Origin of the sequence: Rheinheimera soli (assembly GCF_021290985.1) — a bacterium.
Classification (GTDB): Bacteria; Pseudomonadota; Gammaproteobacteria; order Enterobacterales; family Alteromonadaceae; genus Pararheinheimera; species Pararheinheimera soli.
In genome coordinates this window covers 1-21,358 of record NZ_JAJOYU010000029.1, presented here as the reverse complement: position 1 = coordinate 21,358, position 21,358 = coordinate 1, and the positions used below count along the sequence as shown (strand labels likewise).

Sequence of the window (21,358 nt, the reverse complement as noted above, 5' to 3'; positions counted from 1 at the left end):
TATGAATGTGTTGTTATTCAGTGGTCATTTCATCAGCAATTTGCAACAGACTGGCGGCTAAAGTGGCTGGGTCCTGTGCACCGGATATCAGATAGCGCTGGTTGATTACAAAAGCCGGCACCGAACTGATACCCGCTTGCTGATACTGGGCTTCTTCAGTGCGTACTTCTTCAACAAACTGCTGTGATTGCAGCACTTTTAATGCGTTATCCGCGTTAAGCCCGGCTTTTTCTGCGCATTTTTGCAGAACATCAGCTTTTGACACATCTTCTGCAAAACCAAAATAAGCTTCAAACAAGGCTTGTTTCATCGCTGTTTGTTTGTCAAAGCCAGCCGCCCATTTCACCAGACGGTGCGCATCAAAGGTATTGCAGGTAAAACGTTGCTGCATTTTATCGAAGTTAAGCCCTAAATCAGCAGCAACTTGCATCATCGATTGTTGTGATGCGCGCATTTCATCTTCGCTGCGGCCATATTTTTTGCTCAGGGCAGGCAAAATAGGTTCGGGGATTAGCTGAGGATCCGGATTGAGTTCAAAAGCGCGCCATTGAACACTAACGCTGACTTTATCTTTTATGCTGTCCATGGCTTGTTCCAGTCGCGCATAGCCTATGGCGCACCAGGGACAGGCAATATCGGACACTAAATCTATATGCAGGTTTTTCATCACAGATCCTGAAATCATCAAAGAGATTCAAGGGATCTGGTTACGTGACTGATAAATATCAAGACCAGTACAGGCATTTGTCGACGAGAAAGTGGTGGCTTGAGTTGTAAGTACCAGTCGGGATCTTCATCCCAACTGGTATTACTAAGGTGTTAGCTTTTAATCTGCAGAATACAGTGGATTAAAAGCGGTAATTGATGCCTGCGCTGATGCTTTCTACATCCAGGTTATCTTCATCATCATCACCTATTTCTGGTAAGACAGCGTACTCCAGGTTAAGGCTCAGGTTCGACGTAAGATGCAGCTCTGCACCAGCACCGTAAATCAGGCCGTCTTCACTGTAGTCATCACGTAGTGTGTCGCCATCATTCACTTTGAAATCGTACTTGGTTTTATTAAAACCAGCTATGCCATACACAGACAAAGTTTCCAACATAGGCCATGACGCTTTACCCAGTATTGAGTAGCTGTGGTCGACACCTACTTTTGCAGAGGTAAGTGCGCTTGAGTATTCTTCATCCTGTATACCTAAACCAAAACGGCCTTCAATGGCGAATACGTCATTAAACTTATAACCAGCAACCGCGGATAAGACGCCAAAGTCCCAGGAAAGGTCATCAACACTTTGCTGGCTGTACTGAGCACCAAAATAGAGAGGTTGTTCAGCCTGAGCTGAAAATACTGCTGCTGAACAGCCTAAACCCATCAATGCTACTGCAATTTTTTTTAACATATTTTTCCTTAAATAGTCTGAGAATGCTGCCAGGCCTGGAGGCATGACCGGTGTCCTTGAATGGACTGAAGGTAAAATATGTTAATTATTGTGAATGTGAGATTAATGAGAATATGCTTTAGCAGCTCTGATCACTGTCAATCAGGCTTACACTGGCATCATCCAGATTAATTTTAATGACCCCGGCAGGGCGGATAGGTAAATAAAAGTCACGTTGTAGCAGATAGGGTGATTTTGCAAAACAGCGCCATTGCACCGAGCTGACTGAACGCAACAGCTGTTCCAGTTGTTGCTTAGAGTAAAAGGCGCTCAGACCAAAGCTTTTCAGCACAGAACCGTCAGCTTTGTAAATCACTACCACTTCGCCATGCCCAGGGTTATACCAGTTATCTATCGTAATCAATTCCCCCTGATTGCTGGCATAGCTAAGTAAAGGCAAAACTTTGTTCCGTAACGACAGCTGTTGATAAGGTTGATAGTTACCCTGGTTGTCCCAACGGAAAAAACTGGCTTTGGCAAAATGAGGCTGGTTACTGGCATCTCTGTTGGGTAAAACGCCAGGCTCGACCCTCACTAGTATTGATGCATCAGCACTTAAAACAGCCATAGGTTCAGGCGGTAGCCAGCTGTCGGCATCTAAGATAAAACTGAAGAGTAAAAGCAGCGACGCTATAAATTTCATGGTGATAGTCCGGCTTTAGTGATGCGCTTTATCATAAAGCAGATCAAGCCAAAATAAATCGGTTTGGGTAATTTACTCCGATAGGTTTTGGCTCTACACTTTGCGCGTTTTTTACACAGGAGGCCTTATGGCAAAAAAGACAACGGCTGAGCATGGCCGCGGCGAGATCCGGGATAATGCACTCAAAGCTTTAGTGACCAGTAAATTATTTCAAATGCAGGTGGTGAAAGCGAAAAAAGGCAAAGGCTCCTACAGCCGCCAGAAGTTTAAACAAGGGCAGAAGTGTGATCACTCTGCCCTTTTTGTTTGCAGTATTTAATTCGTTTTTCCAGCTTGTTTGTTCAACTACTCCTCTTTTTTAAAACCATAGATGCATAAAATTGCACTTCATATATCTATATGGAATAAAAAGTCACAAAAAATAACTTTTTCTTCGGCATGGATTTCAGTATTATGCGCGCAACCATCTGGACGTCTAAGTGTTTGTATGGTTTTTCAATCTGCTGTTCTGCACTTCACTCTTCATAGTCGAAGTATGACTGTCAGGTTCATTATTTAGCTGTAAATCAGGCAAATCAGTCCGCTGGATGCCGGGTTTGTTGTAAGGGTAAAATCCTATGTTCATTGTTTCACTTCGCTTCTGTGCTTCCTCTGCTACTGCACTGCTGCGTTGTTGCCGAATGCCTCATTGTTCAGCTCATCTTTTGATGTGCTGCTAAATCTTTTGCGCTCTTGCCCCTGATCGTCAGTTGCACAAAGCGCTGCGGTTTAACCGCTTCATTTAGCTTTCTATAAAAATAAATTGGTCTGGTCAGGCGTTAAATCCGTCATGGCACAGCTTTATCCACATTTGAGGTCTTTATGTTAAAAACAAACTCTTCTGGCTTTGCGCCTAAGCTTAGCCTGCTGGCATTGGCTATCTCTGCTTTTTCCCCTGCTGTGGCGGACGAAAACAAAGTGGAACGTATTCAAGTGACAGGTTCACTGATTAAAAGAGTGCAGCAGGAAAATGCCACCCCTTTGCTGCAAGTGACGGCTGAAGATATTAAAGCCAGCGGCAAAGTCACCTTAACTGATGTGTTACGTGACTTAACAGTCAACTCTGGCAATAGCTTTGACGAACAATACACAGGTAGCTTCTCAGCAGGTTCGGCTTCCATCGGTTTACGTGGCTTAAGCCCAAAAAATACCTTAGTACTGGTGAATGGCCAGCGTGTCTCTAACTATGGTTTTGCGCTGAACACGCAAGATACTTTTGTTGATTTAAATGCCTTGCCATTAAGTGCAGTCGCCCGGATAGAAGTATTAAAAGACGGCGCCTCTTCTGTCTATGGTTCGGACGCCATAGCAGGTGTGGTAAATATTATTCTGAAAAAAAATGTGCAGGACACTGAAATCAAAGCCTCTACTGGCGCTGCTACTCAGGGGGGCTTGGAGCAGCGGGCTTTGGGTTTAGTCACGGGCACAGGCGATTTAAACCAGGACGGTTATAACCTGAGTTTAACTCTGGATTGGTTTGACCGAGAGCGACTGGATGCCAGCGACAGGGATTTACTCAGCAGCGGCGATTTCCGTCATTTACCAGGTGGCAAGTTATCCGGCTGGAGCAGTCAGGGCGCAAATAGCTTACAAAACCCTTCTGCTCCTGCAGCTTTTGAAAATTGCCCTGCAGGTGCTGTAAAACGACCATGGACTGATTTCACTCCAGGCCGTGCTGGTGAAGTTTGTGCTTTTAACGCTCAGCCTTTTAATACCTTACAACCTGAAGTGACGCGTCGTCAGGCCTCTTTGCAAGGCACTTACCAGTTGTCGGATAAGCTACAAGCCACAACCGAGGTGCTTTACAGTTATAACGATTCGGCAATGATTTTTGGCTCGCCTTTAACAGTAGGACCGGGCTTACGAGCATATGATCCAGTCAACAGCACTTTGACTGATATCGCAGTGGCTTTGCCAGTGGGGCATCCGGATAATCCAACCAACGCCGCTTTGCCATTTGAATACACTTTGCTTGATTTAGGCCCGCGTCTTAAAGAAAACAAACAAATCTTCAGCCGAGTGCTGGCGGGTTTACGTTATCAGTGCGATGAATGGGACTTACAGTTCAATGCACTGCAGTCCAGTAGTCATCAGCGTGAATATGTAGATAACTTCGTTGACCGTTTTGCCTTTGAGCAAGCTTTACAGGATGGCAGCTACCGTTTTGATGGCCGTGAAAATTCCGCTGAAGTGTTGGACGAATTACGACTGCAAACTCGTCGTCCCGGCACTTATCATTTAAGCTCCATCAATGCCAGTGCCAGCACTGTGTTAGCAGAGCTTGAGCATGGTCCACTGGCTTTTGCCGCTGGTGTGGATTTACGCCGCGAAAAAATGGATGCTGGTACTTCGCCTGAAGTCTTATCCGGCACCGAGCTGCGTCCTGCCATTAATCTGGTCAAAGGTGAACGCGAAATTAAAGCTGCCTTTGTCGAATTTAGTATTCCGCTGTTGCAGGATTTAACCGCCAGCCTGGCTGGACGTTCTGATCATTACGACGATTTTGGCAGTGCCTTTTCACCTAAAGTGGGCGTGCATTATGTATTGGCGGAAGACTGGCTGCTGCGGGCCTCCTGGTCTAAAGGCTTCCGTGCGCCGTCTTTGCCTGAGATAGCCAACAGCAACACCATCAGTTATGGCGCTGTGATTGACCCTAATGATCCGATTGAGCCCGGTGTGCGCCGCGGTTTTACTCAGCTTCGCACTGGTAACCCGGAGTTGCAGCCTGAGCGTTCAAAAAACCTTAACACTGGGGTTATCTGGTCTTTTACTCAGCGAGGCAGCATTGGTGTGGACTGGTTCCGGATTGAACAGGACCAGATCATAGGGGCTGATAATGCCCAATTTATTGTCAACAATCCGGCTTTATATGCTGACCGTATAAAGCGTGATGCACAGGGCCGATTACAAATTGTTAGCAATCAATACAACAATCAAGGCAGCAGAACCACTTCTGGTATAGACGTTGATTTTAACTACAGATGGCAGTTAGCTGCAGATCAGTCGCTGGCCTTTAAATCGGTGTGGTCACGTTTAATCAGCTACAAACAAGCCTTAGTTGCAGGGCAGGCCGAAATTAACGGTGCCGGAAACAACCAGTTTGGCGCTTTACCGCAGTGGAAAAACAGCACCAGTCTGAACTGGTCTGTGGCAGACTGGCGCAGCAGTCTGATCAGCAGCTATAGCAGTAGCTACGAGCAACAAATAGCAACTCAAAGCAGTAACCCCGGTTTGCAGCCCAAAGTTGCCAGTTATACACAACTGGATGCTCAGGTCAGTTATCTGGGGCTTGCCAATACGGAACTGGCTTTGTCTATCGGCAACTTAACAGACAGAGATCCACCTTTTGACCCGGCAGCGGGTGGCGATTATTTTGATACCAGTTTGTACAACCATAAAGGCCGTACCTGGACACTCAGCGCCAGTTATCAGTTCTGATCGTTGTTTAATCTTTGATGGGCTGCAGTATGCAGCCCTTATTTTCTGATCTTTATTCAGCTCAGGTTCAAGACTTCAGGTTCATGCTGCCCTCGCTTGTAATCAATGACTTACTTGTCACCATCCTATTTTCAACCCACTAATGCATTAAGGGAATTTTATGTTTGAAGCCGAATTCAGCAAGTTAGAGCAGTTAATTCAGAAATTAATTTCTGAAAATCAGCAACTCACTGCACAAGTACAGCAATTAGATCAGAAAGAGCAGCAGTTGCAGCAGGAACTGAAAAAAAGCACAGATCAATTGGAAACCTTGCAGTTGCATGCCATGGAGTCTGACGACCAGAAACAAAGGGCACAGCAGAAACTACAACAACTGACCCAGTTGTTTGAACAACAATTGTCAGCCTGAAGATGTTAAAGCAGCCCTTAGTGGTCGAACAGAAAGTAGTGATAGCCGGGCGTGAGTACTGGCTGCGCTGCACTGTAAAAGAACAGGCTGAGCTGCAGGAAGCGGCGCGGCTGCTGAACACTAAAATTGCTCAGGTAAGGCAAGGTGCAGGGCATTTGTCGATGGAGCAAAGCATAGTGCTGGCGGCTTTAAGCCTGGGCCAGCACCTAGTGACTCAGCAAAGCCCGCAATTAGAGGAATGTCAGCAAAGGTTGGCTAAGTTAGTGGCGTTAATTGAAGCCAAAAACTAACCAGTTCATTTTTTGAACTGGTTAAGTTCTGGTTCATCCGGATAAGCCACACTGAATGTATAAAGTAAGCCAGTGCAGTAACAGGCGTTACAGGATTTTTCCGATGGAAGGAGCAAACATATGACGTACTTTAAGCTAGTGATCACTGCAGTCGCCGCTGTTTATCTGAGTGCCTGCAGTTCTATTGCAGACGACCAACAACATTATGTGCAAGTGCAGAAAGAGAATTCGCAAAAAGTAATGATTGTGGTACACAGCGATGCAGCTGTACCTGATGCTTTAATACAGGCATTTAACCGCGAAGTTCCGGCCGTAGCGGCGGAGCAGGGCTTTCAGATTGTGGATGCTCAAACGCGTCAGTTGACTGAGGTACCAGCCCTGACAGATGTGGATATGGTGCTTTATGTCGATATCCAGCGTTGGTCTGAGCAGAGTGCTAAATTGCTAGCTTCAGAGGCTACGGTAGAGCTGGAGTACAAACTGGTGTCTGCTACTTCTGATCAAACACTTTGGCATCATAAAGAAAAACAGACGGATACCCGTTTTGCCATGGCTGAAAAGTTCTTACCTGAAGCTTTGTACCAGGCTTTTTTTGAAGCTTCGAGCGCCTATGAACAGCAAGCCAGTTCTGTGACAAAAGAAGCTTTCTCTGATTTCCCTGAAGCGCTGGCTGCTCAGCGTTAATCTAAAAACAAGGTCAGAGTCACCGACTCTGACCAGGCTTACCTACTTACAAGGCTGGCTTTTGCTGTTGATATCACAAATATGGATTTTGTTGGTGTAATCCAGCCATAAATCCCATTCGGTTTGCAAAGGTAAACTGCGCCACACCTTGTTAAATACATAGAGCGACTCTTTGCCTGCTATGGATTTGTGCAAAATTTTGGAATAAGCGCCGCTTTTACTTTTACACTCAGACACCCACACCAAGGTCGGATAACCATTCACTGGCTCTTCGCTCAAAATCTGACTATCAAACAACTCGTCGCAATTACGCTGGCCTTGCTGATCATCAATGGTTTTGGTTTTCATCAGATCGCTGTTGGGCTGTTGTTCAAACACAAAACTTTGTACATAGTTTTCTGAATCAACCGATTGCCAGCGCATCTCTGTGACATTATCTATATCTTTAGGACTGCTTTGGCTGACTGTCCATTCACCTTCAGGCAAGGGCATAGGTTGCTGCAACCGCTCGGTGTAACGCGGTATGGCACAAGCGGTCAGTAACATGCTGCTGATCAAAACAAAGCTGAAGTTGGTTTTCATAGGACTCAAATTATTTTTCATCAATGGGAGCAGAGTTTTTATCTGCTCCCTGTTGTTTTGGATGCTACAGGTATTTTTGTAAAAAGGCTAAATAAGCCTCTTGCGCCTTAATACGGTTTTCCTTTTTCAGAAAACCATGGCCTTCATCCGGAAATAATACATAGTCGACCGGCACATTCTGAGCCCGAATTGCTGCGACCATTTCATCGCTCTCAACCTGCAGTACCCGCGGATCATTAGCCCCTTGCACCACCAATACCGGCTTTTTCACTTTGTCGCCGTGGAATACAGGGGAGATACGACGTAAACGCTCACCATCGACAGCAGGGTCGCCCAACTCCGCATACAACGACTCACGGAAAGACTCCCACCAAGGTGGAATACTTTCTAAAGTGCGTACCCAGTTGGTCACACCAAAGATATTAATGCCGACTTTAAACTCATCGGTAAAAGCCATTGCAGCCATCGTCAGATAACCACCGTAACTGCCACCCATCACGCCAATACGGTCTGCCGCTACCCAGTCCAGCGATTGCAGGTATTTTTTACCGTAGACTATGTCCTGTAAATCGTCTTCGCCGTGTCTTAAATCATCCAGATGAAAAAAGGTTTTGCCATAACCGCTGGAACCTCTGTTATTGACCGATAACACGGCATAACCCTGGTTAACCAGATGCTGAATGACGGGGCTGTAGCCTGTACGCGACTGACCACCAGGACCGCCATGGATCCAAATCAGTGCAGGAACTTTAGTACTGTTGCTGGCTTGTTTAGGTTTATACAGCAGGGCTGGTATGGCTAGGTCGTCAAAGCTTGGGTAACGCACCACTTCACTGTTCACCAGTACGCTTTCATCTATGGCTTTATCCAGTGCCTGAGTTAAACGTTCTGCTTTGGGTTCTGACAGTTTCCAGACAAATAAATTAGAAGGGCTGTCGTCGGCGTTGACGTAAAAGCTCAGGTACTGGCTGTCATCCGAAAAGGTGACTCCCCGTAAATCACCTGCAGGTAATTCAGGTAACTGCAGTGCTTTACCTGTGCTCTGGTCTGTGATGCTGATTTTAGTCGATGCATCAGCGTTGACCGCTTCTACTTTGTATTTATCGTCTTTGCTAAAGCCAATGTACATAATGTCCCAGTCGGCTTTGCTGTAAGGCTTTACCGCTTTTTCAGCGATGTTGTAGGCAAAGGCTTCGCTGAATTCAGATTTCTCATCACTGCCAAAAATCAGCTGATTATTATCACGGCTAAAACCATAGATGCCATGCGACACATTGCCTTGATGCGGCGTGATATGCACAGGCGTTTTATCAGCGCTTTGCAAATCAACCAAATACAGGTTGTTGTCAGCATTAGTACGCTCTTTCGATAAGGCGATATAACGGCCGTTATCACTTAAAGCGCCTATGTCATAACCTTCATTGTTCTGATACACCAAAGTGCGCTGATAGTCTGTGCTGTTGTAGCTGTACAGGTCAAAAAACTTCGGATCCCGTTCGTTACTCATTACCCAGAATTGGTTGTCATCTGTCCAGCCAATAAACTCAGCTTTGTGTTTATCACCCGGGGTTAAATCTTTGACTGAGCCATCCAGTTCACGCACATATAAATGGTGCAGTTCGTTACCACCCTGATCGGCGCGATAGAGGACACGGTCATCCTGCGGAAACCAGCCTACAGGTAAAATAGATTCGGTGGTGGAATTGGTCAGGGGCGTCCAGGTTTTGCCATCCAGACTGACTTTATACAGGTTAAATACGCCAGTCTCATCAGACGCCACTAACAGCGCATCGGCTTTGTGGTTGATGTCATTGCCCAAGTAAGACTTGGTGGCATAAAACTGAGTTGGGCTGTAGCCAGGAATAGCTTTGGCCTCAACCTTAGTTTCTATAACTGGGGTGTCGGTTTTCGGCGTTTTATCACAGCCACTGAGCAGCAGAACACTGACCAATGCCGCCAGATAAAGTGGGGTATGCTTCATACAAAATCCTTGTTTTAAGTTATGTTTCAGCTGTTTTCCTAACACTACTTAAAGTCAGGATTGGAGGAAAAGGAGCCTGCGTTTTGTGATAACGCAGACTCCCTATGTTTTTTCACTGTATTTAAAGATTAACATCAGCGCCAATTGCAAGTGATGAATAATCGGACCAGTCTCCGCCAAACACTTCGTCATCCGCCGTTCTGCTTCTTTTTACCAGATTTCTCAGAGCACTCTGGTAATTCGTTTCGCTGGCATATTTTGATAAAGACAGTTGAATATACAGATCTGAAACCATCTCTAATCTTTCTTCCATGTTGTAGTCTGCCGGCAAAATGTTTTCCGGGTATTTGCCTTGCATTGGCCCGTAAAAAGCTTCGCTGTATTCAGTACCATCCATCAGGCTAACTTCAGCATAGAGTGAGAACATTGCATACTGATTTGCATTAGGAATTGAATAGTTGTTTGAATCGGACGTAATAAAGTTGTCAAAAGCCAAGGCCATACCTTCAAGTGGAGTGACATCCGGCTGGTCAATGGAGGTGGTACCTGGGTTTGTAAGATTTACTGCTTTTCTGCGATTGACAAAGATATTTACCGACTGTCCATCTTCTGTGATCCGCTGAAAGTTGGTGCCACTCAGGTGAGCCCGTGTCAGATTATCCAAGCCTGTAAGCACCGGGAATTCTGTGCTGCCTTGATCGATAGGGGTGCTGAGCATAGTGCCATCGACTTCATGTATTACCCTGACATTATTGAAATTTATGTCAACATTGGCCGGATAAAGTGTGGCGAATTGGTCCAACTGTATTTCCAGATCTGTATTGATGTTGTAATTAGTCAAACTACCAGCTGCTAATTCAGTGCTCGCCGAGTTTAACACTGTCAAAGCAGGCCAGGCTCCACCTGAGGTCCGGCAAATTTGGGCATTCCTAAAAACACCGCCATAGGAGGAAAGTTGTCGAAATGCGACCGGACTCGTAATTCCAGCCAACGTCATACGATCAATACCAAATCCCTGCGCTGAACTCACCCGAACATCCTTGGTTTGGCATTCACAGCCTTGGGTTGAAGAGCCTAAAGCAGTAAATTTTCCGAGGTCACCCACAGGGTGCTGAGCTCGGGACTCTGCATAAATCTGTGTGCCAGAGGTCGTTTCTGTTCTGGTAATAAAAGCTATATTGACTGACTGAGTGGCAGGAATTGCCGCTGTTATTTTGCCTTGAGTATCAGGGGTATGCCGACTTTTTATCGCCCAATTCGAATCGTAGACAACAAGTTCAGCATTGGTGGCAGGGATCTCTGTCCGGCAAAGGCTTTGCTGTACTATGTCAGCCGTCAGAGTGACGGTGTTATTACCTCCACCTGTACCCCCGCCATCACTTCCACCGCCACCGCAGGCGGTGAACAGTATGGTGCTACTGAGTAATGTCATTAACTTTAGTTTGTTCATTATGAGTCCTTTCTTGTGTGATAAAACGGCAGTTTCCGAGGATTTAGCCAGGTTAAGATACTAATTAATAAAAGCTTTGTATTATTCAGCCCAACGTTGTCTGATTTCAAGGATTTGTTGCAGATTTTCATCAAGCAAATCGACCAGTTTGGGTTCAAAATGCAGGCCTTTTTGCTGGCGGATATGCTGCAGTGTCTCTTCAATACTCCAGGCTTGTTTGTAAGGCCGGGCGCTGGTTAAAGCATCAAACACGTCGGATAGCGCCACAATGCGGGCTTCAACTGGTATTTGCTCAGCACTCAGGCCAAAAGGGTAACCAGTGCCGTCCCATTTTTCGTGGTGATACAAAGCCACGGCTTTAGCCATTTTTAATAAATCAGATTCACAATCGCCGATAATCTCTGCACCTATCAGCGGATGTTTTTGCATCTCTGTGTATTCTTCACCCGTCAGTTTGCCGGGTTTGAGTAAGATATTGTCGGCAATGCCAATTTTACCTATGTCGTGCATAGGGGCTGCATGCAGCAAGTCTTCGGCTTTTTGTTCGCTAAAACCATAAGCTAACGCCAATACCTGAGCGTAGTGACTCATACGCATCACATGTAAGCCAGTTTCATTGTCTTTGTATTCAGCAGCCCGGCCTAAACGCTGGATTACCTGCAGCCGGGTTTGTTTCAGCTCTTGCGCCTGCACTAAAGACAAATGGGTTTTCACTCTGGCCCGCACCACAGCAGGGCTGATAGGCTTGGTGATGTAATCCACAGCTCCCACTTCAAAGCCTTTGGTTTCGTCCATTTCATCTTTTAGGGCTGTAACAAAAATAACCGGAATAGCGCTGGTCGCCGGGTTGGCTTTTAAGCGGGCGCAAACATCAAAGCCGGTTAAGCCTGGCATCATCACATCCAGCAGTATTAAATCAGGTTGTTCTTTTTGCACCAGCTGTAAGGCTTCTTCACCACTTTTGGCAAAAAACAGGCGGTACTGTTCCTGCAATACAGTGCGTAGTACTCTTAAGTTGGTGGGTTCATCATCCACTAGTAACAGGCTTTGTTTGTCTGTCATCAGAGTTCTCCTTCCGCCAGCTTCTGCTTTAACTGTTCCAGTAGTTGCAGCGCCAGGTTAAAGTCAAAATCGTTGACGGCATCCAGCAACATCAGTAGCACAGGCTGATGTTCGCCGCTGTATTGAGACAATTGCTCTATGCCTTGGTCATCCAGTTCATGCCGTAATAACGACTGTTTTAAGCTGTCGAGCATGGTATTAAGTTGCTGATTATCCAGTTGTGTCGACTCTTCTTTCTGCGCCAGAGGCTGCTCTGCCAGCAGTTTTTGATATTCAGCTTCATATTTATGCCAGCAGCCCAGAATTTTCTGTACTAATTCCATGGCTCTTTGTTGCTGCTGCTGTCGGCTTGCCTGTTCCAGCTCGGCGCAGGCTTTACTCAGAGGGTCCAGCCCAAGATTCGCGCTAACGCCTTTAATCGCATGCGCCTGTTGCTGCACTAACTGATAGTTTTCGGCTTGTAATTCTGCGATGGCCCGCTGTAACTGAGGCAGTTGTTGCTGTAAAAACTGCTGTAATTGCGGCAGATAAGTGGGCAGATTGCCCCAGAGCTGCAGTGCTTTTGGCAAGTTCAGTAATTGATCGGATGCAGGAGTTTGCGCAAGCTGGGATAAAGGCTCCCGCACTTCAATCTGCAGCACCTGAGCTATTTCAAAACATAACGCAGCAAAATCTATAGGTTTACTGGCAAAACCCTGCATGCCTGCTTCTTTGGCTGCGGTTTTATCTTCGTCCAGCACACTGGCAGTTAATGCGATGATGGGCAGGGTGGTGTTGTGATGGTTTTGCTCCCAGAGGCGAATTTGCTGGCAGGCTTTCAGGCCATCCAGGTTTGGCATCTGAATATCCATCAGCACCAAATCAAAGGGCTGTTGCTGCACAGCTTTTACTGCTTCGATGCCATCTGTCACCGCCGTTACCTGATGTCCGGCACGTTGTAATAAGAGTTTCAACAGTTCAAGATTTTGTGGGATATCGTCTGCTATCAGTACTTTTAAAGCTGGCAGCGCAGGCACATAACCTTGCTGAGCCGCAACAATGGCTTTACCTGCTTTGAGCGGTAAACTGAATTCAAAACAACTGCCCACACCTTCAGTACTTTGGACGCTGATTTCGCCGCCCATCAATTCGACTAACTGTTTGCTGATGGTGGTGCCAAGGCCAGTGCCACCAAAACGGCGGCTCATTGAGGCATCGGCTTGAGTAAAAGCATCAAAAATCAAGGCTAAGCGATCGCTTGCTATACCAATACCGGTATCCTGAATACTGAACTTCAGTTGCTGGTCTGCTGTTGGAGTCACCCGAACTAGCACCGAACCCTTGTCAGTAAATTTAATCGCATTGCCGATCAGATTCGTCAACACCTGACGCAATCTGTCCGGCGCGCCGTAATAAAACTCGCCGAGTTTTGGATCCAGTTCCAGCTTTAATTCCAGTTGTTTTTTACGCGCCTGGATCCATAAGGTAGACACCACGGCATCCAATACAGCAGGTAAAGAAAAGTCACTGCACTCCAGTTCCAGTTCCAGTTTGCCTTTTTCCAGCTTGGCGCTGTCGAGAATATCGTTCAGTAAATGCAGCAACGAATGAGCCGAACCATGGATAGTCGCCAGATGTTTTTTCTGCTCTGCAGAGAGCTCCGAGCTTAATAACAGATCGCTGAAACCTATAATGGCGTTCATTGGCGTCCGGATTTCATGGCTCATATTGGCAAGGAAAGCGCTGCGGCTTTCTGCGGCCTGTTCAGCTTTATTTTTGGCTTCCAGCAGGTCGACTTCCATCTGTTTACGCTGACTGATATCCATCAGAAATCCATCCAGCCAGGCTATCTCGCCCTGAGCCGATTTCACGGCTTCGCCATATTCCAGCATCCAGCGTACAGAGCCATCTTTATGATAGATCCGGTATTCAATACTGAAGTTACCTTGATACAAATCCAACTGGCTGGTGGTGCTTTTATCGTCCGGATGCACTAAATCAGACCAGCTTCGTTTGGGAGATGGCAGCATAAAATCACTGGCAGGGTAACCGGACAGGTTTTCAATGGCGTCACTGATAAACACCATATCCCAGTTTTCATTGTACAAACAGCGATACGCTGCCCCCGGAATATTGCCAATTAAAGAGCGGAATTTTTCTTCGTTTTCTTTCAACGCTTGCTCCATCCGCAGGCGCTGGCTGATGTCCGTAATAAAAGCGACAAAAATATCTTCGTCCGGTAATTTGGCATGGCCTATAGCTAATCGTACCGGTATAGGGTGGCCATCTTTATGCACTGCTTCAACATCACGGCCTATACCAATAATTTTTGCTGTACCAGTAGTCAGGTAGTTACTTAGATAAGAATCGTGCTCAGGGCGAATAGTTGCGGGGGTAAGAATATTGACGTTTTTATGCAGTAATTCGGCTTGAGTCCAGCCAAAAATCTGCTCTGCAGCTTTATTCATACCCTGGATCAGGCCCTTAGCATTAATAGTGACTATGCCATCTACCGCTGTGTCCATCATCGCCAGCAAACGGCTTTCACTGGTTTTGACAACAGCACTGACTTCGCGATATTTCAGCAGCAAGTTGATAGCCACAACAAAACTGCTGATCACTAAGGTGGTAAAAGTAATACCCATAGCGAGCACCAGCGGCATTTCGCCAGCCTGATCATCAGGTATAAAACCGGCCGGAGGAACAAAACGAGCTGCCGCCATACCTGTGTAATGCATGCCACTGATAGCGCCGCCCATCACCAGACTGCTCAACAGCGTTAACCATTGCGGGGCCAGATTAAAACGTTTTAAACCAAAACGGATCCAGAGTGCCACTATGGCAAGCACCACAGCAACCAGAATTGAGAGTAAAAACATCGGCAAGTCGTAACGCAATGCGACCGACATTTGCATGGCGGCCATGCCACTGTAGTGCATGGTACCAATACCAGCACCCATCAGCACTCCACCTAACAACAGCTGAGGCAGGCTGATCCGCTTTTTACTGATCAGATCCAAAGCAACCCAGGACGCTGCGACACTGGGTAGCATAGACAACAGGGTTAAACCAAAGTGGTAATTGACTTCTGTGCATAAAGTGAAGGCCAGCATGCCGATAAAATGCATAGACCAGACGCCACCGCCGAACGCCACACTGCCGCTGCCAAGCATCAATAAACGTAAGGAATTTTTTCGGACACTAATAGCCTGAGCCGTAATTTGCATCGCCATGGCAGAAGCAAATACAGCTATTAAAAACGACAACACCACTAAACTGAGATCGTAACTGCCGGATAACAGCAATGGATCGGCTGGATGTTCAAACAACTGACGTAACCATTCCATTACTTTTACCTCTACAACTTAAATTTAATGTTTAGCTGCATAGTCCTCTACTGCACGCCAAACCCGCAATGTGTTGCCGGATAAGATTTTTTCAATCTCTTGTTCAGTGTAGCCCCGTTCTAATAAACCGCGGATCAGGTTCGGGTACGTAGACACATCTTTCAGCTGTTCTGGCAGAGAATCGCCTACACCATCATAGTCAGAACCTATGCCTACGTAGTCTATACCCACCAGCTTCTTCACATAGTCGATATGATCCAACACCTTTTCTAAAGAGGCAAACGGATAAGGGTTGGTTTTGCGATAATTTTGGCTGAATGCATCTTTATCGGTCTGACCTGAAGCTTTAAAAGCCGCGTCACGTTGCAGGCCCCATTGATTTGCTGCATTGACGATAAAAGCAGAACCAAAGTTGATCTGCAGCACACCGCCATTTTTGGCCAGTGCTTTGAGCATCTTGTCGTCCATATTACGTTCAAAACCCGGTACTAAGGCTCGTAACGAGGAGTGGGACGCAATAACAGGAACTTTACTGATCGCGACCGCCTGATAAAAGGCATCATCTGACACATGAGACACGTCCACCATCACACCAGTTTCGTTCATGGCCTTGATCAGCTCTTTACCAAAAGGGCTTAAACCTTTCCACTGCCGGCGTAAGTCGTAGCTTGAATCGGCTATATGGTTACTTTCGGAATGAGCTAAGGTGATGTACCTGATACCGCGGTCATAAAAGTGCTGCAGATTTTCCAGCTTGCCTTCGATAGGAGTGCCGTTCTCCATACCCAAAGCCAAAGATATTTTGCCTTCTTTAAAGTGTTTGGCCAAATCGGCGCTGCTGTAAGCCATGGCAAATTTGTCCGGCGCACGGCCGACTAAAGCTTCCATATTGTCGATCAATTGGTTGGCCAGCAAATAACCGCCGCCTTTTTTCTCATAAGAAGACGGGATATAAATCGACATAAAAGGTGCATTTAAACCACCGGCTTTAGCGCGAGGGTAGTCAAATTCGCCTCTTTGGGTGGCTTTAGTGACATCTTCCCAGTCGTCATGTAAACGGTAAGGCACATCGATATGAGTGTCGATAATTAACATACTTTGGGCGATTTTATTCGCCTGTTGGCTAAAGTCTGCGGCTTGAGCCTGCAGACCAAAAGCGGCGACTAAACTGATGGATAGTAGAGTAAAGCGCATAGATCCCTCGATAGTTCTGGATAAAAGACACCGTTATCTGCTGCAACGGTTTTTCCTAATCTATCGCGCTTTACACTTCGGGTATAGAGCAAGCTCTGTTTCTGGTCGCAGTTTTTGCCCTTATGGCAGCAACCAGCCGGATAACCATAAGCTGTAAAAGGCTGAGGTGTTCAGTAACACCGTTAACCAAAACAGTAACTGAAAGCTGACTTTACGGTTTTTATGCCGAAACCAGTGTTGAGCTACAAAAGCCGCAGGCCAGCCACCCACCAGCCCCAATAGCAACAGGGTACTTTCCTGAGTGCGCCACGCTTGTTGTTCAGCGGCCTTTTTATCCCGCCAATAGCCAAACAAAGTCACAGCGTTCATCAGCACAAATACATACTTCAGCCAGCCAGGCACTAAAAGCTGCCAATCCAGATACAACAACCATAAAGTCAGCAGCACAAAAAGGCCGATACTGAGTTTTAAACTGAAGCGAAAAGTGCTGGTGTCAGGTTGCATGAGCTGATCCTTAGAAGGCGTTGGATTGGATTTCAGAACAAAGGCGTTATGAAGCTTGCTTAGTCTAAAGAATACTAGCTGAAATACCGCTGAACCAGAATTGCTTTGTTACTGTTTTTTCTGGAGATTTGTTTTGCTCCAACTAGACTTTATTTCAGCTGCCCCAGAGGAATAATCCATGAGCAAAATCACTAGCTGGATCTGTACTGTATTACTGTCTGTTAGCTTCGCTTCATCCGCTATCGAAACAAATGCTGCTGTAAAGGTAACGCCTGTGTTGAAAACCAGCCAAAGCTGGGATGGGGCCTTATTAACCTATCCTCAAGGTCAGGCCGAGATTACCGGTGTCAGAATTGAAATAGCGCCTGGTGGGGAAACGGGCTGGCATTTACATGCTGTGCCTTCTTTTGGTGTTGTGCTGCAAGGTCAGTTGGAAATAAAGTTAAAAAATGGTAAAAAGAATGTGGTTAAAGCGGGTGATGCTTTAGCTGAAGTAGTCAACACTGCTCACAGCGGCAAAAATATCGGCACTGAACCTGTGTTGTTACTGATTTTTTATGCCGGAGCTGTAGGGCAACCGAATTCAACCCCATTCACCGAAGGATTATAAATGCGGGTACCTATCAAAATATTGAGCCTTTTTACACTGCTGGCTGTTCTAACTGGCTGCGGCACCATGCAAACGCTGGAACCGGAAAAAGGCAAAGTGGCGATCAGTTTCAACAATAAAAAAAGTTATTGTCAGTCTATTCCACGCATTTACAGTGGGTTGGCACATAACTTTTGCCAGCTTTACGGCGAACCAAACAAGAGTAGTTATAGCGCACCGATGTATTTTTCATTTTGGGCTTCTGACACTGTATTTTGTGCTGTCACTGATACCCTGGCTTTACCTTACACTGTTACACGCCAGATCCAGGACGGCTCGCTGAAGGTAGTGAACTAAGGCGTTGTTGTTTCTGCTGCAAATAAAGCAGCGGCCCAAGCACGGCAATCAACAGCAGGGCGTACAACATATGTTCTGCGATAGCCACAGCCAGAATCAGGCACAAAGCTAAACTCACCAGACACAAGCCTTTATAGCGGCCGGGCAGCAGTTTATAAGCTGCTGCCATGCTGAGCAGATAAATCACTACAAAAACGCCGTTGACCCAGCTGATTAAATCTTCCAACTGCTGGCCGCTGAACCAGGTCAGGACCAGAACCCCGGCCATGGCCGCGATAATAGCGGTTAAAGCACGTTGTGGCATCAGGTAAGCATTTTTCTGCTGAAAGTAAGCAGGAGTAATGCCTTGTTCGCTAAAGCTGGCTAAAGATCGCGCCACACTGGCGGTATAGACATTGACTGTGGCTATGCCACTGCAAAAGCCTAAGACGCCAAGCACCAGTTCGCCATAACCTCCCAGTAACTGATTAAAAACACCAATCATAGCCAGCGGATGGCCAGAGCCCATCACCAACACCAGGTAGCTACAGGCCAGATAAATAGCGCCAACCACCAGGCAACCGCGGATCAGCGCAGGTAGTAAATCTTTGCTGGCATCTCTGAAGTCATGAGCCAGATGTGTCATCGCTTCTATTCCTAAAAAGCTCCAGAAGGCAATGGCACAGGCCGCCGCTAATGCACTGCCATTAAAGTCAGCCAAAGTAGGCTGTTGTACGTTTTGCGGTTGCAGCAGGCCAAAGGCCAGTAATAGCAGCAAGACCACCATAATAATCAACAGAGTTAAGCCAAACTGCAAGCGGGCTGAAAGCTGTAAACCCCGGTAGTTCAGTAGCCACAATAACCCGAGTAAAGCCAGTTCAACTGGTAAACGCCATTGTTGGGCCTGCGGTATCAAGGGTGCAATAAATTCAAAAGTAATCATCAAAGCAGCAGATGCGCCCAGTGGCACCACCAGCAAGAACATCAGGCCTAAAATTCTGCCTGTCAGTTCACCAAAAGCTAAGGCCGCAAAGTGGGCAGGCCCGGTGGCATGAGGGAAGCGGCTGGCCAGTAAACCAAAAGTAAAAGCCAAAGGCAAAACGGTGACAGTGAGTAACAGCCAGGCCAGCAAAGCCCATGAACCTGCTACTGCGACAGTCATTTGCGGCAGAATAAATACTCCGGTACCCAGTAAGGTGGTGGCCATTAATGCTGCGCCTTGCCAGCGTCCAATTCCTTTGTGTGACATAGTTTTTCTCTTCGGTTAGGGCTGGTGATATTCTACTGAAAGCCCAGGCTGCAAACTGCGGTTTTGTACCGTGAAAATGCAGCTGTATTGATAAAAACAGCGGCAAAATGCCGGAGCGCGTATACAAAAGATGGATAAATTTGATCAACATATTCTGGCTGAACTGAAAAAAGACGCGCGGCAAAGTGTGTCTACTTTAGCGGAGAAAGTTAGTTTGTCACGCACTGCTGTGTCCGATCGCATTAAGCGGCTGGAGCAGAGCGGGGTGATCCGTGGTTATCAGGTGCTTTTGTCTGAATCACAAAAAAGTGCGGTGTCGGCTTACTTTGAAATTCAGCATCGGTGTGGCCGTTGTGCTGACGTGATGCATGTGTTTCGCGCCATTCCTGAAGTGATCACTTGTCATGGCATCAGCGGTGAAATGGATTTACTGGTTTATGTAAAAACAGAGTCGATGCAGCGCCTGCATGAAATACGAGAGTTATTGGATGCCGAACTGGATGTGATTAAAATCCGCACTCATGTGGTGATGAGTGAATGGATTAACAATCTGGGCTAGAGGAAGCTGCAGCTTTGGATCGAACCTGGCAGTTACGCCCGGCATTTTTGGCTTGATACAACGCCTGATCAGCCAGTTCGACCAAGGTTTCGCTATCCATGTCAAAGGGCGGAATATCGCAGTACCAGCCGATACTGACAGTGCAATGGCCTTGTTGCTTATTCAGCTGTACCTGATGCGCTTCCAGACGCTGTAAGAAGTCTTGTAACAATTCCTGCATAGTTTGGGCGTCACAGCCTACGCTGACCAGAATAAATTCTTCACCACCATAACGCACCACTAAGTCGTCTTTACGCTGAAACTGGCTTTGGCATAAAGTGGCGAAGTCTTTTAAGCACTGATCACCAAAGTTGTGACCAAGGTTGTCGTTAATGTGTTTAAAGTGGTCTAAATCCATCATGGCTAAGGTCAGAGGCAGTTGCTGACGCTGACACAAAGCCAGCGCTTGTTGCACACGAGGCTCAAAATATTGCCTGTTGTACAACCCTGTTAAAGGGTCATGCTGACTTAACTGCTCCAGCCGGATATTGGCTTCTGTCAGTGCCTGATTGAGCTTTTTCAGTTTCAGGTAACTGATGCTAACCACGGAAATCAGTAACATAAAGGCCAACAGCATTTGCCAGAATAATTCGTAGTCAAAACCCTGATCGTAGCGAATAGCCAGCCAGTGATTGTTGATCTGCTGTTTTTGCTCCGGACTGATCTGCGCCAGCAAGGTATCAAAAATTTCCAGCAACACAGGGTCATCATTACGACAGGCCAGACTCAACAGCGTATCTTCAGCTAATCGGCCTGCTATTTTCAGGTTGATGATTGAGTTTTGTTGCAGGCTAAAGCTGATACTGCCCATATTGCCAAGCATGCCGTACAAATTTCCGGCCTGAACCTGTAATAGCCCTTGTTCATAGCTATGAAAAGGCACTAGCTGTAATTGCGGGTAACGTTGCTGATAAAGCTCAAGCGTGCCGAAACCAGCTCTGATCCCGATAGGAGCTGAGTTTGGAATATCGGCTGCAGAGCGGATAAAAGCCTTGTCTTTGGTCGTGACCACCACATTAGGCACCTCCAGATAAGCTTTGCTGAAGTTTAAGTAATCCAGACGGGATGGAGTGGGCATAGCCAGAGTGAGCAGATCGCAGTGTCTGTCTTTGGCCGCTTGCAAAGAGGCAGGCCAGTTTGGTGTTGGATGCAGCTCCAGTGGTACAGGCAGCATTTGTTGTAACAGGCGAATATATTCGGCCGACATCCCTGTATGTTTGCCTTGTTGCGATAGCGCTTCAAAAGGCAGCCAGTCCGGGTCTATACAGTAAGTGATTTTGCCTTTGAGTTTCAGGTGCTGTATGTGGGAGGCTGACAACAAAGGTTCGGCCCATGCAGCTGCGCTTGCCAGCCAGAGGCAAAGCAAAAGAATAGCACCAGCACCCTTAAAACCTACTGCTGACATGAGATGAACAGCCCTGTGTTATGGCATATGCTCCTTTAGCACCATAGGTCTGCTTTGGGTAAGCCGCAAGGTCATCAGCAAAATATTAACAGAAGGTATTTCAGCTGGGGGGAGGTGCAGAAATAAAAATGCCCCATGAA

Annotated in this window: 20 protein-coding genes; 8 read left to right on the top strand and 12 right to left on the bottom strand. The window is 46.6% G+C overall.

Going from position 1 to position 21,358, the window contains the following annotated elements:
* Positions 1-13: 13 nt before the first annotated feature.
* The 3 genes from LSG37_RS16840 to LSG37_RS16830 form a co-directional block, all read right to left on the bottom strand.
* On the bottom strand, positions 14-667 hold the full coding sequence (locus LSG37_RS16840) for a DsbA family oxidoreductase (protein ID WP_233080967.1): 654 nt from the start codon (positions 665-667) through the stop codon (positions 14-16).
* A gap of 181 nt (positions 668-848) precedes the next feature.
* On the bottom strand, positions 849-1,400 hold the full coding sequence (locus LSG37_RS16835) for a porin family protein (RefSeq protein ID WP_233080966.1): 552 nt from the start codon (positions 1,398-1,400) through the stop codon (positions 849-851).
* Between the two features lie 118 nt (positions 1,401-1,518).
* Positions 1,519-2,082 (bottom strand): hypothetical protein, encoded by a 564-nt coding sequence (locus LSG37_RS16830; RefSeq protein WP_233080965.1) that lies wholly within the window; start codon positions 2,080-2,082, stop codon positions 1,519-1,521.
* A 127-nt stretch (positions 2,083-2,209) separates the two neighbouring features.
* Between LSG37_RS16830 and LSG37_RS16825 the strand changes: the two genes are divergently transcribed.
* The 5 genes from LSG37_RS16825 to LSG37_RS16805 all read left to right on the top strand — a co-directional run bounded on the left by LSG37_RS16825 (position 2,210) and on the right by LSG37_RS16805 (position 6,942).
* A complete protein-coding gene (locus tag LSG37_RS16825) occupies positions 2,210-2,401 on the top strand; it encodes an alternative ribosome-rescue factor A (protein WP_233080964.1) in 192 nt (63 codons plus the stop codon).
* Between the two features lie 542 nt (positions 2,402-2,943).
* Complete coding sequence (locus tag LSG37_RS16820; protein ID WP_233080963.1) at positions 2,944-5,559, top strand: TonB-dependent receptor plug domain-containing protein; 2,616 nt, start codon at positions 2,944-2,946, stop codon at positions 5,557-5,559.
* Between the two features lie 160 nt (positions 5,560-5,719).
* A complete protein-coding gene (locus LSG37_RS16815) occupies positions 5,720-5,968 on the top strand; it encodes a hypothetical protein (RefSeq protein ID WP_233080962.1) in 249 nt (82 codons plus the stop codon).
* Between the two features lie 2 nt (positions 5,969-5,970).
* A complete protein-coding gene (locus tag LSG37_RS16810) occupies positions 5,971-6,258 on the top strand; it encodes a cell division protein ZapA (RefSeq protein WP_233080961.1) in 288 nt (95 codons plus the stop codon).
* Between the two features lie 120 nt (positions 6,259-6,378).
* Positions 6,379-6,942, top strand: coding sequence for a DUF799 domain-containing protein (locus LSG37_RS16805; protein ID WP_233080960.1), 564 nt, complete (start codon positions 6,379-6,381; stop codon positions 6,940-6,942).
* Between the two features lie 42 nt (positions 6,943-6,984).
* Here LSG37_RS16805 and LSG37_RS16800 read toward each other — a convergent pair whose 3' ends face one another.
* The 7 genes from LSG37_RS16800 to LSG37_RS16770 all read right to left on the bottom strand — a co-directional run bounded on the left by LSG37_RS16800 (position 6,985) and on the right by LSG37_RS16770 (position 17,041).
* Positions 6,985-7,545 (bottom strand): hypothetical protein, encoded by a 561-nt coding sequence (locus tag LSG37_RS16800; RefSeq protein WP_233080959.1) that lies wholly within the window; start codon positions 7,543-7,545, stop codon positions 6,985-6,987.
* A gap of 43 nt (positions 7,546-7,588) precedes the next feature.
* The gene (locus tag LSG37_RS16795) at positions 7,589-9,505 is read right to left on the bottom strand and encodes a S9 family peptidase (RefSeq protein ID WP_233080958.1); all 1,917 of its coding nucleotides are present in this window, start codon (positions 9,503-9,505) and stop codon (positions 7,589-7,591) included.
* Between the two features lie 121 nt (positions 9,506-9,626).
* Positions 9,627-10,955, bottom strand: coding sequence for a hypothetical protein (locus tag LSG37_RS16790; RefSeq protein ID WP_233080957.1), 1,329 nt, complete (start codon positions 10,953-10,955; stop codon positions 9,627-9,629).
* 81 nt (positions 10,956-11,036) lie between these two features.
* Entirely contained in the window at positions 11,037-12,017 is a 981-nt protein-coding gene (locus tag LSG37_RS16785) for a response regulator (RefSeq protein WP_233080956.1), read from the bottom strand.
* On the bottom strand, positions 12,017-15,343 hold the full coding sequence (locus LSG37_RS16780; protein WP_233080955.1) for an MHYT domain-containing protein: 3,327 nt from the start codon (positions 15,341-15,343) through the stop codon (positions 12,017-12,019). Before LSG37_RS16780 ends, LSG37_RS16785 begins: the two co-directional genes overlap by 1 nt.
* Positions 15,344-15,367: 24 nt before the next feature.
* Positions 15,368-16,537, bottom strand: a complete 1,170-nt coding sequence (locus LSG37_RS16775; protein ID WP_233080954.1) for a dipeptidase — start codon at positions 16,535-16,537, stop codon at positions 15,368-15,370.
* A 120-nt stretch (positions 16,538-16,657) separates the two neighbouring features.
* Positions 16,658-17,041 carry a DUF1294 domain-containing protein gene (locus LSG37_RS16770; protein WP_233080953.1) on the bottom strand — a complete coding sequence of 128 codons (384 nt, stop codon included), beginning with the start codon at positions 17,039-17,041 and terminating at the stop codon, positions 16,658-16,660.
* Positions 17,042-17,219: 178 nt separating this feature from the next.
* Between LSG37_RS16770 and LSG37_RS16765 the strand changes: the two genes are divergently transcribed.
* Complete coding sequence (locus LSG37_RS16765) at positions 17,220-17,651, top strand: cupin domain-containing protein (protein WP_233080952.1); 432 nt, start codon at positions 17,220-17,222, stop codon at positions 17,649-17,651.
* Entirely contained in the window at positions 17,652-17,987 is a 336-nt protein-coding gene (locus LSG37_RS21510) for a YceK/YidQ family lipoprotein (RefSeq protein WP_494546246.1), read from the top strand. It begins immediately after the preceding gene.
* Here the strand turns inward: LSG37_RS21510 and yjeH are convergent.
* Entirely contained in the window at positions 17,944-19,215 is a 1,272-nt protein-coding gene (gene yjeH, locus LSG37_RS16760) for an L-methionine/branched-chain amino acid transporter (protein WP_233080951.1), read from the bottom strand. The genes LSG37_RS21510 and yjeH overlap by 44 nt on opposite strands.
* Before the next feature lie 130 nt (positions 19,216-19,345).
* On the opposite strand from yjeH, the gene LSG37_RS16755 reads away from it, so the two are divergent.
* Complete coding sequence (locus LSG37_RS16755; RefSeq protein WP_040555077.1) at positions 19,346-19,774, top strand: Lrp/AsnC family transcriptional regulator; 429 nt, start codon at positions 19,346-19,348, stop codon at positions 19,772-19,774.
* Here the strand turns inward: LSG37_RS16755 and LSG37_RS16750 are convergent.
* Complete coding sequence (locus LSG37_RS16750; protein WP_233080950.1) at positions 19,758-21,218, bottom strand: diguanylate cyclase; 1,461 nt, start codon at positions 21,216-21,218, stop codon at positions 19,758-19,760. The genes LSG37_RS16755 and LSG37_RS16750 overlap by 17 nt on opposite strands.
* Positions 21,219-21,358 lie beyond the last annotated feature (140 nt).

What these genes read in the sequence shown, in the direction of transcription:
- LSG37_RS16785 (WP_233080956.1), bottom strand. Translation starts at nt 12,017, where the DNA reads ATGACAGACAAACAAAGCCTGTTACTAGTGGATGATGAACCCACCAAC.
- LSG37_RS16755 (WP_040555077.1), top strand. Translation starts at nt 19,346, where the DNA reads ATGGATAAATTTGATCAACATATTCTGGCTGAACTGAAAAAAGACGCG.
- LSG37_RS16780 (WP_233080955.1), bottom strand. Translation starts at nt 15,343, where the DNA reads ATGGAATGGTTACGTCAGTTGTTTGAACATCCAGCCGATCCATTGCTG.
- LSG37_RS16815 (WP_233080962.1), top strand. Translation starts at nt 5,720, where the DNA reads ATGTTTGAAGCCGAATTCAGCAAGTTAGAGCAGTTAATTCAGAAATTA.
- LSG37_RS16830 (WP_233080965.1), bottom strand. Translation starts at nt 2,082, where the DNA reads ATGAAATTTATAGCGTCGCTGCTTTTACTCTTCAGTTTTATCTTAGAT.
- LSG37_RS16810 (WP_233080961.1), top strand. Translation starts at nt 5,971, where the DNA reads ATGTTAAAGCAGCCCTTAGTGGTCGAACAGAAAGTAGTGATAGCCGGG.
- LSG37_RS16805 (WP_233080960.1), top strand. Translation starts at nt 6,379, where the DNA reads ATGACGTACTTTAAGCTAGTGATCACTGCAGTCGCCGCTGTTTATCTG.
- LSG37_RS16800 (WP_233080959.1), bottom strand. Translation starts at nt 7,545, where the DNA reads ATGAAAAATAATTTGAGTCCTATGAAAACCAACTTCAGCTTTGTTTTG.
- LSG37_RS16825 (WP_233080964.1), top strand. Translation starts at nt 2,210, where the DNA reads ATGGCAAAAAAGACAACGGCTGAGCATGGCCGCGGCGAGATCCGGGAT.
- LSG37_RS16835 (WP_233080966.1), bottom strand. Translation starts at nt 1,400, where the DNA reads ATGTTAAAAAAAATTGCAGTAGCATTGATGGGTTTAGGCTGTTCAGCA.
- LSG37_RS16765 (WP_233080952.1), top strand. Translation starts at nt 17,220, where the DNA reads ATGAGCAAAATCACTAGCTGGATCTGTACTGTATTACTGTCTGTTAGC.
- LSG37_RS16770 (WP_233080953.1), bottom strand. Translation starts at nt 17,041, where the DNA reads ATGCAACCTGACACCAGCACTTTTCGCTTCAGTTTAAAACTCAGTATC.
- LSG37_RS16750 (WP_233080950.1), bottom strand. Translation starts at nt 21,218, where the DNA reads ATGTCAGCAGTAGGTTTTAAGGGTGCTGGTGCTATTCTTTTGCTTTGC.
- LSG37_RS21510 (WP_494546246.1), top strand. Translation starts at nt 17,652, where the DNA reads ATGCGGGTACCTATCAAAATATTGAGCCTTTTTACACTGCTGGCTGTT.
- LSG37_RS16775 (WP_233080954.1), bottom strand. Translation starts at nt 16,537, where the DNA reads ATGCGCTTTACTCTACTATCCATCAGTTTAGTCGCCGCTTTTGGTCTG.
- LSG37_RS16840 (WP_233080967.1), bottom strand. Translation starts at nt 667, where the DNA reads ATGAAAAACCTGCATATAGATTTAGTGTCCGATATTGCCTGTCCCTGG.
- LSG37_RS16820 (WP_233080963.1), top strand. Translation starts at nt 2,944, where the DNA reads ATGTTAAAAACAAACTCTTCTGGCTTTGCGCCTAAGCTTAGCCTGCTG.
- LSG37_RS16795 (WP_233080958.1), bottom strand. Translation starts at nt 9,505, where the DNA reads ATGAAGCATACCCCACTTTATCTGGCGGCATTGGTCAGTGTTCTGCTG.
- yjeH (WP_233080951.1), bottom strand. Translation starts at nt 19,215, where the DNA reads ATGTCACACAAAGGAATTGGACGCTGGCAAGGCGCAGCATTAATGGCC.
- LSG37_RS16790 (WP_233080957.1), bottom strand. Translation starts at nt 10,955, where the DNA reads ATGAACAAACTAAAGTTAATGACATTACTCAGTAGCACCATACTGTTC.